Source organism: Actinophytocola sp. (genome assembly GCF_049647105.1).
Lineage (GTDB): Bacteria > Actinomycetota > Actinomycetes > Mycobacteriales > Pseudonocardiaceae > Actinophytocola.
Map to the genome: position 1 here is coordinate 1 of NZ_JBARWZ010000021.1, position 17,322 is coordinate 17,322.

Genomic DNA, 17,322 nt, shown 5'->3' on the forward strand with positions numbered 1-17,322 from the left:
CGGGCGGGTCGCCGGCAGGTGCCAACCGGCGACCCGCCCCCCAGCTTCGTCCCTTGACGAGGCCCAAGCCCCGGCTCGGGGCCGATGTGTGCCCGCGCGACCCCGAGCCGGTTCCACCTGTTCGCTGTTCAACCGCTCGCACGAGGAGGACCCTGTGAGATCACGACTATCGGTGCGCCCGAGCAGAGCGCGCCCCGTCACGGCGTTGGCCGCAGCCGTGGCACTCACGGCAGCGGTCACCAGCGGTGTCGAACCGGTGGCCGCCGTCGCGGACGTGTCCTGCACCGTGGCCTATTCGGTCACGAGCGACTGGACCACCGGTTTCGGCGCTTCTGTATCGATCCGCAACGAGGGCGCCGCCGCCATTCCCGACTGGAACCTGACCTGGACCTATCTCGACGGGCAGCAGATCACCAACCTGTGGAACGGTGCCTACACGCAGTCCGGTGGCGCGGTGAGCGTGCGGGGCGCGGAGTGGCAGCGGTCCATCAACCCCGGCGCGTCCGCCTCGTTCGGCTTCAACGCCAACAGGTCCGGCAGCGCCAACCGGGCGCCAGCCGACTTCAAGGTCAACGGTGTCGCCTGCGTCGGGCCGAACCGGGCACCAACGGTGCAGCTCGTCAAACCGGCCAACAACTCGGCGTTCACCGTCTCCTCGCCGATCGAGCTGGAGGCGACCGCCGCCGATAGCGACGGTTCTGTGGCGTCGGTGGAGTTCTACGCGGGCACCACCCGGCTCGGCGCCGACACCACCGCACCGTTCCAGTACACGTGGACCGGCGCGACGGCGGGCGAGTACTCGGTGACCGCACGGGCGGTCGACAACCTCGGCGCGGCCTCGGTGTCCAGTCCGGTCGCCGTGCGGGTGCTCTCCGCCGCCGCGGTGGTCGCGACCCCGTCGACGGTCCGTGTCCGGCAGGGCGACTCGGCGACCGTGGGCGTGAAGCTCGCGACCCAGCCGACCGGTTCTGTGACGCTCACCGTGGCACGCACGGCGGGCAGCACCGACCTGACCGCCACGCCAACGACGCTGACGTTCGACCAGAGCAGCTGGAACACCGCGAAGAACGTGACGATCGCGTCGGCGGCGAACGGCGGCGGACTCGCCTCCGCCACGTTCTCGATCACCGGCTCCGGGCTCACCTCGGCCACGCTCGACGTGGCGGAGATCGACGCGGCCGCTTCGGACTACCGGGCGGCGTTCCTCGAGCAGTACAACAAGATCAAGGACCCGTCCAGCGGCTACTTCCGCAACTTCGGCGGGGTCCTGGTGCCTTACCACTCGGTGGAGACACTGCTGGTGGAAGCGCCGGACCACGGTCACCAGACCACATCGGAGGCGTTCAGCTACTACCTGTGGCTGGAGGCCGCGTACGGGCAGCTCGAGGGTGACTGGGCGCCGTTCAACGCGGCGTGGGCGTCGATGGAGAAGTACATCATCCCGTCGCACGCCGACCAGCCGACCAACGACAAGTACAACGCCGCCGACCCGGCGACCTACGCGCCGGAGCACCCGAGAATGGACCAGTACCCCGCGGTGCTGGACGGCAACGTCCCGGTCGGGTCCGACCCGATCGCGGGTGAGCTGAAGAACGCGTACGGCACGTCGGACATCTACGGCATGCACTGGCTGCTGGACGTGGACAACACGTACGGCTTCGGCCGGTGTGGCGATGGCACCACCGCGCCCGCGTACATCAACACCTACCAGCGCGGCTCGAGCGAGTCGGTGTGGGAGACCATCCCGCAGCCGTCCTGCGACACGTTCGCGCACGGTGGGCCGAACGGCTACCTGGACCTGTTCACCAAGGACGCCAGCTACGCCAAGCAGTGGAAGTACACCAACGCGCCCGACGCCGACGCGCGTGCCGTCCAGGTGGCGTACCTCGCCAACCAGTGGGCGACCGCTCAGGGCAAGGGCTCGCAGGTGGCCGATGTCGTGAAGAAGGCGTCGAAGATGGGCGACTACCTGCGGTACGCCATGTTCGACAAGTACTTCAAGAAGGTCGGCAACTGCGTCGGCCCCAGCTCCTGCCCGGCAGGCAGCGGCAAGGACAGTTCGCACTACCTCATGTCGTGGTACTACGCGTGGGGTGGCGCGACCGACACATCCGCGGGCTGGGCGTGGCGCATCGGTGACGGTGCGGCACACCAGGGCTACCAGAACCCGCTCGCCGCGTACGCACTCGCCAACGACGCGGCGATGAAGCCGATCTCGGCGACCGGTTCGGCGGACTGGTCGAAGAGCCTGGACCGGCAGCTGGAGTTCCTGCAGTGGCTGCAGTCCGCCGACGGCGGCATCGCCGGTGGCGCGACGAACAGCTGGGAGGGCCAGTACGCCACTCCCCCGTCCGGTGCTTCGACGTTCTACGGCATGTACTACGACTACCAGCCGGTGTGGCACGACCCGCCGTCCAACCGGTGGTTCGGCTTCCAGACGTGGGGTCTGGAGCGGGTCGCCGCGCTGTACCAGCTGACCGGTGACGCGCGGGCCAAGAAGATCCTCGACAAGTGGGTGCCGTGGGCCATCGCGAACACGACCGTCGGCACCGGCGGGAGCTTCCAGATCCCGTCCGACATGGAGTGGACAGGGCAGCCGGACACGTGGAACGCGTCGGCTCCCGGCAGCAACTCGAACCTGCGGGTCCGGGTGCTGAACCACAGCCAGGACGTCGGCGTGGCGGCGTCGTACGCGAAGATCCTGCTCAACTACGCGGCCCGCTCCGGGAACGCGGCGGCGCGGACGACCGGCGAGGGCCTCCTCGACGCGATGCTCGCGCACACCGACTCGATCGGTATCGCGGTCCCGGAGACACGTACGGACTACAACCGGTTCGACGACGAGTACAACTCGTCCTCCGGTGAGGGTGTGTACGTGCCGCCGGGCTGGACGGGCGAGATGCCCAACGGCGACCCCATCGCCGCTGGTGCCGACTTCCTGTCCATCCGGTCGTTCTACGAGGACGACCCACAGTGGCCGAAGGTCGAGGCCTATCTCAACGGTGGGTCCGCGCCGACGTTCACCTACCACCGGTTCTGGGCACAGGCGGAGATCGCGACCGCGTTCTCGCTGCACGTGCAGCTGTTCGGCTAAGTGGCTGACATCGCGCTGAGCCCATGACACGCGGTGCGTGCACACCGTCGTGAGCGCATCGCAGGCCCGGTCCCGCCAGCCGCCGCTGGCGGGGCCGGGCCGCCCACATTGAAAGCGGGAGGATGGAGATGAGGAAAGCACTGGCACTCGTGGCAGTCTTGATAGCCGCGTTGTGCATACCGGTGACCGCGTCCGCGGCACCAGCAGGCTTCTACGTGTCGGGCGGCAAGCTCTACGAGTCGAACGGCAGTGAGTTTGTGATGCGCGGCGTGAACCACGCGCACACCTGGTACCAACAACAGACGAGCTCGTTCGCGAACATCAAGGCACTGGGCGCGAACACCGTCCGGGTGGTGCTGGCATCGGGCCAGCGCTGGACGAAGAACGACACGGCGGATGTGGCCAACGTGGTCTCGCTGTGCAAGCAGAACAAGCTGATCTGTGTACTGGAAGTCCACGACACCACCGGCTACGGCGAACAGTCCGGCGCGGCGACCCTCGCCCAGGCGGTCGACTACTGGCTGTCGGTGAAGAGCGCCCTTGCCGGGCAAGAGAAGTACGTGATCGTCAACATCGGGAACGAACCGTACGGCAACCAGGGCTACCAAACCTGGGCGTCGGACACCTCGACGGCGATCCAGCGCCTGCGCGCGGGCGGCTTCACCCACACGATCATGGTGGACGCCCCGAACTGGGGCCAGGACTGGACGTTCACGATGCGCGACAACGCGGCCTCGGTCTTCCAGGCCGACCCCGACCGCAACACGGTGTTCTCGATCCACATGTACGGCGTCTTCGACACCGCGGCCGAGATCAACGACTACCTGGGCAGGTTCCGCTCGGCAGGCCTGCCGATCGTGGTCGGCGAGTTCGGCCACAACCACTCGGACGGCGACCCCGACGAGGACACCATCCTGGCCACGTCGCAGTCCCAGGGAATCGGCTACCTTGGCTGGAGCTGGAGCGGCAACGGTGGCGGCGTCGAATACCTGGACATGGTGACGAACTTCGACCCGGCCCAGCTGACCTCGTGGGGCCAGCGCCTCTTCAACGGCACCAACGGAATCAAGGCAACCTCCCGCCAGGCAACGGTCTACGGCGGCGGCACCGACCCGGACCCGGACCCCGAGCCGGGCGCCTGCACCGCGGGTTACCGCGTGACAGGCCAGTGGCAGGACGGCTTCCAGGCCGAGATCACGGTGACGAACAACCAAACCACCGCGATCGACGGCTGGCAGGTGCGGTGGACGTTCCCGTCCGGACAGCGCGTCACGAACATGTGGCACGCCATCCCAACCCAGACGGGAGCGGAGGTCGCAGCGGCGAACGCGTCGTACAACGCACGAATCCCGGCGGGCGGCTCGGTGACCATCGGCTTCACCGGCTCCTGGTCAGGAGCCAACACGTCACCGGCAACCTTCGCACTGAACACGACAACCTGCACAACAGCCTGAGCAAACACTGAAGGTGTCCCTTTGGGCCGCTCCGCGACCCAAAGGGACACCTTCATTCATTGGGAACCGGGGCTCAAGCCACGGGCCGAGCGGTGCTCCCCCGGACCACCAGCCGAGGCGGCGTCTCCTCCACCTCGGTGACAACCTCGCCGTTCAACAAACCAAGAAGCTTCGCCGCCACCTGCGCCCCGTACGCGGTGCTGTCGCGACTGACGGCGGTCAACGCGGGATGCGTGATCTCACACAACACCGAGTCATCCCAAGCCATGATCGACACGTCGCGCGGTACCTGCACCCCCATCTCGTGCGCGACCGAAACCCCGGCAACCGCCATCACGTCGTTGTCGTAGACGATCGCGGTCGGCGGAGCGGAGGAACTCAGCAACCGCCGCGTGGCCTGCGCCCCCTGTTCGGGGCTGTAGTCGGTACTGATCGTCAACGACCACTCGAGCCCGAGCCGGGAAGCGACGGTGTCGAACGCCTCGGTGCGCAGTTCCGTGTGCAGCATCCCCGGTACCCCACCGATACGGGCGATCCGCCGATGCCGCAACGCGGCCAGGTACTCCATCACCATCACCATGGCACTGGTGTCGTCGATCCACACCCCGGGCAACGCCCCGTGGTGTCCCGGCCCGCCGACGACCATCGCGGGCAGCCGCAACTCCTCCAGTACCGGCACCCGCACGTCGTCGCGGCAGAGGTCGATCAGGAACACCCCGTCGACCCGCCGCTCGGCCCACCACCGCCGGTAGGTCGCGATCTCCGCCTCGTGGTCGGGTACGACCTGCAACAACAGGGCGGTCTGCGACGAGGCCATGGCGCTCTCCATGCCGGAGATCAGCTTCATGAAGAAAGGCTCGATCCCGAGCGTGCTCGCCGGCCGCGCCAGCACCAGGCCGAACGCGCCGGCCCGCGCGCCGGACAGCGCCTTGGCCGCACTGTTGGGGTGCCAGCCCATCTCCAGCGCGAGCCGCAGCACCCGCTGTCTCGTCGTCTCCGACACGCCCGGCTGGCCGTTGAGGGCGTAGGACACCGCGCCCTTCGACAGTCCCGCCTTCTTGGCGACATCGGCGATCGTCACTCGTCTAGTCACACTGATTCGCTCTTCCGTCCATGATGGACACGGTTCGTGTCGAAGCATGCCACGAAGTGGCCGTCCTCGACCTCTTCCGGGGGCGCATCGCACTCGTGTCCGCCGGACTCCGGCACCGGCAGGTCTTCCCACCGCGTGCCGAGGCGCGGCACGGACGCCAGCAGGGTCCGCGTGTACGGGTGGCGCGGGTCGCCGAACACCTTCTCGGTGTCGCCCCGCTCGACGACCGCGCCGCGGCGCAGGATCACCGTCTGGTCGGACAGGTAGTTGCCCAGGGACAGGTCGTGGGTGATGAACAGGACCGCGAGCCCGCGTTCCTTGAGGTCCGCCAGCAGGTTCAGCACGTCGATCCGCGTTGACGCGTCCAGCATGCTGATGATCTCGTCCGCCACCAGCAGCCTGATGTCCAGCAACAGCGCGCGGGCCACCAGCAGCCGCTGAAGCTGCCCGCCGGAGAGCTGGTGCGGATACTTGCCGAGCACCAGGTCCGGGTTGAGGTTGACCGACGCGATCACCTCCGCCACCCGCTCCCGCCACTCCTTGTCCCGCACCCGGGGGAAGTACGACTGGCGGATCATCGCGAACACCCGGTCCGCGCGGAAGATCGGGTTGTAGGTGCTGAACGGGTCCTGGAACACACCCTGCGCGTGCCGGTAGTACTCCTTGAGCCCAGCACCCCGGAGGCCGGCGACATCCCTGTCCTCGAACGTGATCGTGCCGTCCGTCGGCCGCGTGAGCCGCAGGATCATCCTGCCGATCGTCGACTTGCCGCTGCCGCTCTCACCGATCAGCGACGTCACCTCGCCCGGCCGCAGCTCGAAGCTCACGTCGCGGACCGCGGCCGTCGTGCCGCGGCCGAACGCGCCGGTCCGGTAGGTCTTGGAAACACCCGTCAACCTGAGCATCACACCGCCTTCCAGCAGGCCACGCGGTGGTTCTCCGCGATCTCGACGAACGGCGGCTGCTCGGCGCACCGGTCGAACGCGAGCGGGCAGCGGTCCCGGAACCGGCAGCCCGCGGGCGGGTCGAGCAGGGCGGGCGGGCTGCCCGCGATGCCCGTCAGGCGCTTGCCCGCGTACCGCACGCCCACCTCCGGCAGCGCCGAGATCAGCAGCTGCGTGTACGGGTGACGCGGCGCGGTGACCAGCATGTCCGTCGGCGCCGACTCGGCCAGCCTGCCCGCGTACATGACGGTGATCGTGTCGGCGATCTGGTACACCAGCGACACATCGTGGGTGATCACGACCATGCTGCGCACCAGGTCGTGGTCCCGGAACCCGGCCAGCGCCAGCGCCACCGCGCGCTGCGTGGACACGTCGAGCGCCGAGGTCACCTCGTCGGCGATCAACAGCGACGGGTTCAGCAGCGTGGAGATCACCATCACCATGCGCTGCTTCATCCCGCCGGACAGCTCGATCGGGTACCGGTCGAGCACGGCACGATCGAGCCCGACGAGGTCGAGGCGCCGGTCCAGCTCGTCCCGCACCGAGGAGAACCTGATCTTCCGCGACTCGACCAGCTCGCGGATCATCCTCCCGATCTTCCGCGTCGGGTTCATCGCGCTCATCGCGTACTGCGGCACGATCGAGATGTCGGAGAACCGGAACCTGTTCATCGCCCCGGTGTCGCCGATCGGCAGCTCGACGTCGTCGAGGGTGACCGTGCCGCCGACGTGCCGCATCCGGTTGTCCATGTGGATGAGGCTCTTGCCCAGCGTGGTCTTGCCGGACCCGGACTCGCCGACGAGGCCCATGATCTCCCCGTCTGCCACCGAGAACGTGACCCCGTCGATCGCGTGCACGTCGCCGCGCAGCGTGCGGTAGTAGACCTGGAGGTCCTCGACCCGGAGTGCCATCACGTCTCCCGGAGCTTCGGGTTGAAGACCTCGTCGAGGCCAACGTTCATGATGTACAGCGCACCGACGATCGTCGTGATGCCGAGGCCGGGCGGGATGAACCACCACCACAGGCCGAGGTTCATCGCGCTCCACTGCTTGGCCTGGTTGAGCATCAGGCCGAGCGAGGTCCCGTCGGTCGGGCCGAGGCCGATGAAGTCCAGCGTCGCGGCGAACAGCACCGCGCCGCCGAACAGCAGGATGAACACCATGAACAGGTAGGACGCCATGTTGGGCGCGATCTCGCGGAAGATGATCCTGCGCACTGGCGCGCCCGACAGCTTCGCGAGGTCGACGAACTCCCTCGCCCGCAGGGTGAGCGTCTGCGACCGCACCGCACGCGCCACCCACGGCCAGGAGAACAGGCCGATGATGACCGCCTGGCTCTGGACGTTGCGCACCTCGAGGTAGGCCGCGATGATCATCAGCACCGCGAGCACCGGCAGCACGAGCACGATGTTGGTGATCATGTTGAGGATCTCGTCGACGAGCCCGCCCCGGTAGCCGGACGTGAACCCGACGACCATGCCGAGCACGCCCGCGATGAGCGCCGCGACCACCCCGACGAAGAACGTGGACCGCAACCCGTGCAGGAACTGGGCGAACACGTCCTGCCCGAAGGTGGTCGTGCCGAACCAGTACTCCCCCGACGGCGCCGCGGCCTGCGGACCGACGTACGCGAGCGGGTCGTCGGTCTCGAAGAGCGGCCCGGCCAGCGCGGCGACGAGGAACACCAGCACGACGGCGAACCCGCCGACGAGCTTGCCGTTGCGCACCGCGAAGTGCAGCGCCTCCCGTCGCACGGCCGTGCCGCGCACCGTCGCCACCCCGGGCACGGTGGCCACGTCCTCGGCCGATGCGGCCACCGGCGCCACGGTCACGTCGGTGACCCCGGCGCCGGGACCGCGGTCCGGATGCGTCATGAGCTGCTCCCCATGCCGACTCGCGTGCGCGGATCCACCAGCACGTAGACGACGTCGATGAGAAAGTTCGCCACCAGGGTTCCGATCACGATGAACAGGAAGATGCCCTGCAGCAGGAACAGGTCGTTTGCCTTGATCGACTCCAGCACCAGGTAGCCAAGCCCGCGGTAGTCGAAGACGATCTCGGTGACGACCGCGCCGCCCACGATCACCCCTAGCTGGAGCGCGAGGCCGGTGACCTGCGGCAGCACCGCGTTGCGGAAGGCGTACCGGCGCACCAGCCGTTGCGGCGCGCCGAGCGCGCCGAGGTAGTGCGCGTAGTCCGCCTCCAGCTCGTAGATGACCATGTTGCGCATGCCGATGGCCCAGCCGCCGAACATCACCAGGAACAGTGACAGGAACGGCAGGAACCAGTGGCTGATCAGGTCGGAGATGAACAGCCACGAGAAGGACGGTTCCAGTGACGCGCTGAAGCTGCGGCCGACCGGGAAGAGGCCCGCCACCTTCCCGAACGCCCACGCGAGCAGGATCGCGAGCCACATGTACGGCGTCGCGGTCAGCACGTACCAGATCGGCAGGACCGTGTTGTCCAGTACCTTCTTGCGCGCCGCGTACGCGCCGAACTTGTTGCCCGCCCACCAGCTCAGCAGGATGGCGGGCAACAGCAGCCCGAGCGTGTACGGCACGGCCTCGAGGATGATCGAGCCGACGGACTTGGGGTAGGCCCACAGGCTCACCCCGAAGTTGCCGCGGAGCATCTCACCCCAGAAGTTGAGGTACTGCTGCCACACGGGTAGATCGAAGCCGAACAGGCTCGTGTAGTACTCGCGCATCGCCGCGATCCCGGCCGGGTCCTGCAACCCGGCACGCGCCACCATGGCGCGCACCGGGTCGCCCGGCATGAAACGCGGGATGAGCCAGTTGATCGTCACCGCGACCACGAAGGTCATGGCGTAGATCGCGAGCTTCCTGCCGAAGTACCGTCCCATCCCCGGCGGCTACTTCTCTTCCGGTGCTGGCTTCAGCTCAGCCAGCATCTTGATCGCGCCGCGCTGCAGGTAACCTCGCCACACGGACGGGAGGTACTTGGGTCCGTCACCATCGGCCGACGGCCAGTTGGTCCATACCGCGTTGCTGTACTGCGACCAGAGGCCGTTGTACCACAACGGGATCACCGGCATCTCGGTCAGCTGAAGCCGCTGCAGCCGCGAGGTGATCGCCTTCATCCCGGCCTGGTCGTCGATCTTGGTCGCGTCGAGCTGGTTGGTGAGGTCCCACGCCTGCTGGTTCTCGTACCGGCCGTAGTTGACCGTGGTCTGCGACTCGAGGACCGGCAGCCCGAAGACGTACTCGTAGTACCGGAACGGCGTGTTGTCCATCTGCCGCTGGTTGTCGAGGATGATGTCGAACTCGCCGGACTCGCGCATGTCCTGCACGACCGTGTCGGCCGGTGTCTCGGACGTGAGCTGGATGCCCGCTGCCTTGGCGCTGTCGACGATCACCCGCGCCGCCTCGTTCCAGTCGGTCCAGCCGGACGGGGTGGCGAGCTTCAACGTGAGCGGCGAGCCGTCCTTGTTCTCGACGAGCCCGTCACCGTCGGTGTCGCGGTACCCGGCCTGGCTGAGGATCTGCTTGGCGTCCGAGGTGCTGAACGTCGGGCCGACCTCGCTCACGACCGCCTGGTCGATGTACCTGTCCCAGATCGGCAGCAACCCGGTCGGGCTGGCCTTCTTCACGATCTGCCCGTACACCGAGTTCACGATCTTGTCGATGTCGATGGCGTTCGCCAGCGCACGGCGGAACGCCGCGTCGTTCAACGGTGCCTTCGTGGTGTTCGGCACCAGCCAGGTCGTGTTGGCGGACAGCATGTACGGCGCGTCCTTGTAGTAGGTCTGCAGCTGGTAGCCGCCCTTGACCAGCGATGCGATGCCGGGCAGGAAGTTGTTGGACAGGTCGATGTCACCCTGCAGCAGCTGACCGAGCGCGGCCTCGTTGCTGGAGTTGACGATGTCGACGACGTAGGTGGGTTTGACGTCGAGGTCGAGCTTGCCGCGGCCCCACCACTTGTCGTTCTTCTTCCAGACCATGCGGTCCTGGTCGTGCGTCTCGTACAGGTACGGCCCTGAGCCGACCGGCTTCTCGTTCGCGCCGGAGGTGACGTCCTTCTCGGACTTGTTGCCCCACAGGTGTTCCGGCACGATCGGGTTGAAGTAGATCCAGTTCGCCCACTGCTGGTAGCGGGGTTCCTTGAACGTCACCCTCGTGGTCCGGTCGTCCACGGCCTCGACGGAGGAGATCAGCTCGTACATGGGATGGTAGGGCACCGTCGCCATCTTGCCGAGCTCGATGGTGAACACCACGTCCTGCGCGGTGATCGGCTTGCCGTCCGTCCACTCCAGACCGTCCCGCAACGTCACCTCGTAGGTGTTGTCACTGGTCCAGTCGCCCTTCTCGGCGAGCCATGGCTCGAACTCGTCGGTGAGCGGGTCGTAGAGGAACAGGGTCTCGTAGACGTACCCGACCGTGCCGGTCGCGTACGCCCAGTTCATGACGGGGTTCCAGTTGGCGGGTGGTCCCCACTGCGTGCCGCTGGTGAACAGGGTCTTGTCGCGTGGATACGACCCGGGCGCGCCGCCCGAGTCACCGCCGTCCACCCCGGTGCAGGCGGCGGCGACTAATCCCGCCGTCGCGAGTATGGCCAGCAACCTCAACCGGTTTCGCATGGCGCCTTCTCCTCGTTCAGGAATCCTCGAGTACCAGCACCCGCACGCCGTACGGGCGCAACGTCACTTCATTGACGGGCTCCCCCGACGCGAGGTCGGCCAGCTTTCCCCCGGCCGGCTTGACCTCCAGTTCCCCGTCCGCCTGGCTGACCAGCCAGACGAACCTGCGACCGTCCCGGTGACGCAGCTCGGCCGCGTGCACGAGCGGGTCCGCGATGGTCACCGGCCGCGAAACGCCCGCGATGACGGCCAGCGCGTCGTAGATCCGGTGGGTTGGCTCGGGGTTGACGCCCGGCAGTGCCGCGGCCATCGCCTCGAGCGGATAGGTGCACAGCACGTGCCGGCCCTTTCTGACCAGGAAAGGGTTTCCGTGCTGGTCGACGGCGACGACCTCACCGTCGGTGGCGCGCACGGGCAGGAACACGCGCTCGTGCTCGTTGCCACCCGCGCGGAACGTGAGGGTGGTGCCCGCGCCCAGGGTGCCGAAGTCCGTCACGAACGTGGCGGCCACCTCGTCGTCGACGACCGGGTCGACCATCCCGTACCGGAGCTGGTGCTCGACCCCGAACATGCCGTTCACGTCGGCGTGCCACAGGCCACGCTGGGTGCTGTGGCCGCCAGCACTGTAGGAGACGTAGACGACGGCGCCGCTCTCGGCGAGCCGCCGCCAGGTCGGCGCGGTGAGCTGCTTGGCGGACGGCACGAGGTAGAGCTTCGCGTCGTCCGGGAGCCCGTCCAGTTCCCTGGCCGCCGTAATGGACAGGTCGGCCTCGCGTGCGGCAACGTAGGACTGCCGCAGCACGTCGAACAGGTGCGCGTTGTCCTCCGGTTCCGTGAACGGGTACCGGTGCTCAAGGTAGGACGGCACGACGAGCGCGACCTCTGGTTCCGGGCGCGTGCAGTTCGGAAAGTCCACCTCGGCCAGCACGTCCGCGAAGTCCCGCACCTCCTCGAGCTGCGGCTTGGGTGCGCCGGTCACGTCGGTGAGGCCGAACCGCATCTCGAACGGATGGTGCCGGTAGGGGTCCTGTGTGAACAGGTCGTCGAAGTCGGTGTTGTTCCAGGCGATCCAGCCGGTGGCGCCCGCGAGAAGCGAGTTGTGCAGGATCTGGCGGTAGTACTCGGCGGCGTGCGCGCGTGAGACGAAGCTGTCGGTGACGCCGAACTCCTCGAGCACCACGGGCTTGCCGTCGAACCGGGACAGCTCACAGATGAACGCGGCGGTCAGGTGCTGGCGCACCACGTCGTTCTCCATGCGGTACACGTGCGGGCCAACGAAGTCGGTCATGGCGGCCAGGTCCCGCACGGAGAACCCGTTGTCCCGCCCGGTGACCTCGATCCCCCATGCCCCGTCACCGATGGAGACGGGCTGTGTGCCACCGCCCGCCCGCACGGCCTGCACCATGAGCTGCGCCCAGGCCGTGACGGTCTCCCGGTCGGCTGGCTCCCCGTAGATGGGCATCTCGTTGGAGATCAGCCAGCCCGCCACCGCCGGGTGGGCGTGGAACCGCGCGGTCATCCGCTCGACGAACCACGCCTGGCGGCCGACCATCCACACGTCGCCGTACAGGTCACGACCCTGCCGCCACGCCGGGTCCCAGTTCTCCCCGGACATGTGCCCGACGATGAACGTCGGAATGGTCGCCATGCCCTCCGCCGTGTGCCGGTCGAGGAAGTCGGCGTACCTGGCGACCAGCTCGTCGTCGATCCGGCCGGGTTCGGGGTGGAAGTCGGGCCAGTAGAAGAACGACCGGGTGAGGTTCATGCCGTGCTCGCGCAGGACCCGCAGTTCCTGGGTGACCAGGTCCGGATCGTAGTTCCGCCACATCAGCGGCCCACCCGACCGTGACCAGAAGTTGGCCCCCAGCCACGGCCGCCCGTCGAACAGAAGCATCATCGCCTCCTCGCCTACTGAACCGCGTAAGTTTCGAGCCGCGTTCAGTTGGGGTACGAGGCCGAAGAGTACGGCAGATCCAACGCCCACCGCTAGACCTGAAATGAACCGGTTCAGCTCGCGCTCCCGAATCAGCTCCCGGTGACAGAAACGGGAAGGGCAACCGCGGGCGAGGTGGCGACCACCGAGATCGGGCGGCCGCCACCTCGCCGTGGCGGGCGGAGCCACCACCGCCCGCCGGGTACGGGAACCTGCCCGGGCAGGCGGCGCGGGCAAACCCGACGAATGCCCGCACCACCGGTCCGGTGGTCCCCCTAGCCAACAGTTCCCGCGCGCCGTTTGGTCCACACGTCGTAGGCGACGGCCGCGAGCAGGACCAGTCCCTTCACCAGCATCACGCGTTCAGAAGGCGCGCCGATCAGCGACATGCCGTTGTTGATCACACCCATGATCAGGCCGCCGGTGATGGCGCCGATGACCTTGCCGACGCCACCCTGCACGGCGGCGCCGCCGATGAACGCGGCCGCGATCGCGTCCAGTTCGAAGGCGTTGCCCGCGGTCGGGCCCGCCTGGTTCAGCCTGCCCGCGAAGATCACGCCCGCGAGCGCGGCCAGCACGCCCATGTTCACGAACACCCAGAACGTCACCGGCTTGACCCGCACGCCGGACAGCGTCGCCGCCGCCAGGTTGCCGCCCACCGCGTAGATGTGGCGCCCGAACACCGAGCGGCTCGCCATCAGCGAGTAGGCGAGCACCAGCACCGCGAGCAGCACCAGCACCCACGGCAGGTTGCGGAACCTGGCCAGCTGCACCACCACGAACAGCACGACGACCGCGGCGACGAGGATCTTGACCGCGAACAGCGGCAGCGGGTCGACGGTCTGGCCGTAGCCGAGCCGTGCGCGCCGGGTCCGCCACTGCACGAACGCGAAACCGGCCACGACCAGGACGCCCATCAGCAGTGACACGATGTCCGCGCCACCAAGCGGGCCGAGCCCGACGTTGCCGAGGTAGCCGCCGGTGAAACCGTTGGCCAGCGTGCGGATCTCCTCCGGGAACGGGCCGATGCCCTGGTTGCCGAGGACGGTGAGGGTGAGCGCGCGGAACACCAGCATGCCGCCGAGCGTCACGATGAACGCCGGGATGCCGAAGTACGCGATCCAGTAACCCTGCGCGGCACCGATCAGCGCGCCAGCACCGAGCGTGGCGAGCACCGCGAGCCACCACGGCAGTCCCCACTGGACGGTCAGCACCGCGCAGATGGCGCCCGTCACCGCGACCACCGAGCCGACGGACAGATCGATGTGCCCGCTGATGATCACGAGGATCATGCCGATCGCGAGGATCAGGACGTACGAGTTCTGTACGACGATGTTCGAGATGTTGCCCGGCGCCAGCAGCGCGCCGTCGGTCAGCACGGTGAACAGCAGCACGATCAACGCGAACGCGACGTAGATCCCGCTCTGCCGCAGGTTCAGCCGGAACCGCCGCCGCGGCCCGTCCGTCGGCGCGAGCGCCGACGGCACCTTGACATCCACCGTCACGTCCGCTCCTCCTGCGTCATGTACTCCATCAACAGCTCCTGTGTCGCTTCCTCGCGCGGCACCTCACCGGTGATCCGGCCTGCGGACAGCGTGTAGATCCGGTCGCACAGCCCGAGCAGCTCCGGCAGCTCCGACGAGATCACCAGCACCGCCTTCCCCTGGTCCGCCAACGAGTTCACGATCGTGTAGATCTCGTACTTCGCGCCGACGTCGACGCCGCGGGTCGGCTCGTCGAGGATCAGCACGTCCGGCTCGGTGAACATCCACTTCGCCAGCACGACCTTCTGCTGGTTGCCGCCGGACAGCGTCCGCGCGGGTGCCATCACGTCCGGCGTCTTGATCCGCAACGCGCCGCGGAACCGTTCCGCGACCCGGAACTCCTCGTGCTCGTCGACCCAGCCACGGGTGGACAGCAGCCCGAGCCCGGCCGAGGAGACGTTGCGCTTCACGTCCGTCACCAGGTTCAGTCCGTACCGCTTGCGGTCCTCGCTCACGTACGCGAGCCCGTTCCTGATCGCCGACCGCACGGTCCGCACGTCGATCTCGCGCCCGTCCTTGTACACCCGGCCCGAGATGTCCACGCCGTAGGACCGGCCGAACACCGACATCGCCAGCTCGGTGCGGCCCGCGCCCATCAGCCCCGCGAGGCCGACGATCTCCCCGCGCCGCAACGACAGCGTGGCATGGTCGACCACCACGCGGTCCGGGTTGGTGGCACTGTGGACGGTCCAGTCCTCGATCCGCAGCACCTCGTCGCCGATCTCTTGTTCGCGGAGCGAACCATCAGACTCGGGGCGACCGCGAGGGGTCGTCCGATGGCGGGGCGGGAACCGGTGCTCCAGGTCCCGTCCGACCATGCCCGCGATGATCCGCTCCTCCGTCACGTCGGTCGCGTCGAGCGTCTCGATGGTCCGGCCGTCGCGCAGGATCGTGATGGTGTCGGCGATCTCGGTGACCTCGCCGAGTTTGTGGGAGATCACCACGCACGTGATGCCGTCGTCGCGCAGGCCGCGCAACAGGTCGAGCAGGTGCGCCGAGTCGTCGTCGTTCAGCGCGGCGGTCGGCTCGTCGAGGATCAGCAGCCGGACCTCCTTGGACAGTGCCTTCGCGATCTCGACGAGCTGCTGCTTGCCGACCCCCAGCTCACCGGCGGCGGTGGTCGGGTTCTCGTGCAGGCCGACGCGGCGCAGGTGCCTTTCCGCCTCGTGGTTCGTGCGGTTCCAGTCGATGAGCCCTCGGTGCGCGATCTCGTTGCCGAGGAACAGGTTCTCCGCGATCGACAGCTGGCCGACCAGCGCCAGCTCCTGGTGGATGATCACGACGCCGCGGGCCTCGCTGTCGCGGATGCCCGCGAACCGGCACGCCTCGCCGTCGAAGACCACCTCCCCGGAGTACGACCCGTGCGGGTGCACCCCGGAGAGGATCTTCATCAGCGTGGACTTGCCCGCGCCGTTCTCGCCGCAGATCGCGTGGATCTCCCCGCGTCGCACCGAGAACGCGACGTCCCGCAGCGCGGTCACCCCCGGGAACGACTTGGTGATGCCGCTCATCAGCAGGATGTCATCCGACACGGGGACTACCTCAGCTGGTCTTCTGTGTAGTACCCGGTGCCGATCAGTTCCTTCTCGTAGTTCGTCTTGTCGACGATCACCGGGTCGAGCAGGTAGGCGGGCACGACCTTCTCGCCGTTCTCGTAGTCCTCGGTGTTGTTGACCTCCGGCTTGTCGCCCTTGGCCACCGCGTCGGCCATCGCGACGGCCACCTTCGCCAGCTCGCGGGTGTCCTTGTGGATGGTCGAGTACTGCTCGCCGGCGATGATGGACTTCACCGAGGCGACCTCGGCGTCCTGCCCGGTCACGACCGGATACGGCTGGCCAGGGGTGCCGTAGCCACCGCTCTTGAGCGCCGACAGGATGCCGATCGACAGGCCGTCATAGGGCGAGAGCACGCCGTCGACCCGTGCGCTGCCGTAGGTGGAGGTGATCAGGTCCTCCATGCGCCGCTGCGCGGTCGCCGGGTCCCAGCGCAGGATCGCGATCGTCTTGAAGTCGGTCTGGCCGCTCTTCACCACGAGCGTGCCCTTGTCGATGTGCTCCCGCAGCACCGACATGGCGCCGTCGAAGAAGAACGTGGCGTTGTTGTCGTCCGGCGAGCCCGCGAACAGCTCGATGTTCAACGGGCCCTTGGCGGTGCCGGGGCTGCCGTCCGCGCCCAGCACCTTCAGCCCGGTCAGCAGCGAGGTCGCCTGCTGCACGCCGACCTTGAAGTTGTCGAACGACGCGTAGTAGTCGACGTTCGGGCTGTTGCGGATCAGGCGGTCGTAGGAGATCACCGGGATCTGGCTGTCGGCAGCCAGCTGCAGCTGCGAGGTGAGCGCGGTGCCGTCGATGGACGCGATGATCAGCACCCGCGCGCCCTTGGTGATCTGGTTCTCGATCTGGTTGGCCTGCGTGGGGATGTCGTTCTCCGCGTACTGGAGGTCGACCTTGTACCCCTTGTCCTCCAGCGCCTTCTTGATGTTGTCACCGTCGTGGATCCAGCGTTCCGACGACCGGGTCGGCATGGTCACGCCGACGAGCGCGCCCTCGGCGGACTGGGGTTGCTGGTCGGCGGTCTTCTCGGACGAGCCGCACGCCGTGATGGTCATGGCCAGTACCGGCGCCAGCGCCAGGCCTACCGCGAGCCGTCGAAACCTCATTGTTT

General features: G+C 67.9%; 12 protein-coding genes. 2 read left to right on the forward strand and 10 right to left on the reverse strand.

Features of this window, described 5'->3' with window-relative positions:
- The first annotated feature begins 154 nt into the window (after positions 1-154).
- Both WBA97_RS02960 and WBA97_RS02965 read left to right on the forward strand, forming a co-directional pair.
- Positions 155-3,094: a glycoside hydrolase family 48 protein gene (locus tag WBA97_RS02960; RefSeq protein WP_424229091.1), complete on the forward strand. Its 2,940-nt coding sequence runs from the start codon at positions 155-157 to the stop codon at positions 3,092-3,094.
- Positions 3,095-3,243: 149 nt separating this feature from the next.
- Complete coding sequence (locus WBA97_RS02965; RefSeq protein ID WP_424229092.1) at positions 3,244-4,548, forward strand: cellulase family glycosylhydrolase; 1,305 nt, start codon at positions 3,244-3,246, stop codon at positions 4,546-4,548.
- A 73-nt stretch (positions 4,549-4,621) separates the two neighbouring features.
- Here the strand turns inward: WBA97_RS02965 and WBA97_RS02970 are convergent, their stop codons facing one another.
- From WBA97_RS02970 to chvE, 10 genes are all read right to left on the reverse strand, one after another.
- The gene (locus WBA97_RS02970; protein WP_424229093.1) at positions 4,622-5,641 is read right to left on the reverse strand and encodes a LacI family DNA-binding transcriptional regulator; all 1,020 of its coding nucleotides are present in this window, start codon (positions 5,639-5,641) and stop codon (positions 4,622-4,624) included.
- Positions 5,638-6,546: an ABC transporter ATP-binding protein gene (locus WBA97_RS02975; protein ID WP_424229094.1), complete on the reverse strand. Its 909-nt coding sequence runs from the start codon at positions 6,544-6,546 to the stop codon at positions 5,638-5,640. Before WBA97_RS02975 ends, WBA97_RS02970 begins: the two co-directional genes overlap by 4 nt.
- Positions 6,546-7,496 (reverse strand): ABC transporter ATP-binding protein, encoded by a 951-nt coding sequence (locus WBA97_RS02980; protein WP_424229095.1) that lies wholly within the window; start codon positions 7,494-7,496, stop codon positions 6,546-6,548. Before WBA97_RS02980 ends, WBA97_RS02975 begins: the two co-directional genes overlap by 1 nt.
- Entirely contained in the window at positions 7,496-8,458 is a 963-nt protein-coding gene (locus WBA97_RS02985) for an ABC transporter permease (RefSeq protein ID WP_424229096.1), read from the reverse strand. Before WBA97_RS02985 ends, WBA97_RS02980 begins: the two co-directional genes overlap by 1 nt.
- Positions 8,455-9,447 carry an ABC transporter permease gene (locus WBA97_RS02990; protein ID WP_424229097.1) on the reverse strand — a complete coding sequence of 331 codons (993 nt, stop codon included), beginning with the start codon at positions 9,445-9,447 and terminating at the stop codon, positions 8,455-8,457. The genes WBA97_RS02985 and WBA97_RS02990 overlap by 4 nt, the downstream gene beginning before the upstream one ends.
- Positions 9,448-9,456: 9 nt before the next feature.
- Complete coding sequence (locus WBA97_RS02995; RefSeq protein ID WP_424229098.1) at positions 9,457-11,181, reverse strand: ABC transporter substrate-binding protein; 1,725 nt, start codon at positions 11,179-11,181, stop codon at positions 9,457-9,459.
- Positions 11,182-11,197: 16 nt separating this feature from the next.
- Positions 11,198-13,078: a glycoside hydrolase 5 family protein gene (locus WBA97_RS03000; protein ID WP_424229099.1), complete on the reverse strand. Its 1,881-nt coding sequence runs from the start codon at positions 13,076-13,078 to the stop codon at positions 11,198-11,200.
- A gap of 311 nt (positions 13,079-13,389) precedes the next feature.
- A complete protein-coding gene (gene mmsB / locus WBA97_RS03005; RefSeq protein ID WP_424229126.1) occupies positions 13,390-14,613 on the reverse strand; it encodes a multiple monosaccharide ABC transporter permease in 1,224 nt (407 codons plus the stop codon).
- A 2-nt stretch (positions 14,614-14,615) separates the two neighbouring features.
- Positions 14,616-16,169, reverse strand: coding sequence for a multiple monosaccharide ABC transporter ATP-binding protein (gene mmsA, locus WBA97_RS03010; RefSeq protein ID WP_424229127.1), 1,554 nt, complete (start codon positions 16,167-16,169; stop codon positions 14,616-14,618).
- Positions 16,170-16,195: 26 nt separating this feature from the next.
- Positions 16,196-17,317 (reverse strand): multiple monosaccharide ABC transporter substrate-binding protein, encoded by a 1,122-nt coding sequence (chvE, locus tag WBA97_RS03015; protein WP_424229100.1) that lies wholly within the window; start codon positions 17,315-17,317, stop codon positions 16,196-16,198.
- Positions 17,318-17,322 lie beyond the last annotated feature (5 nt).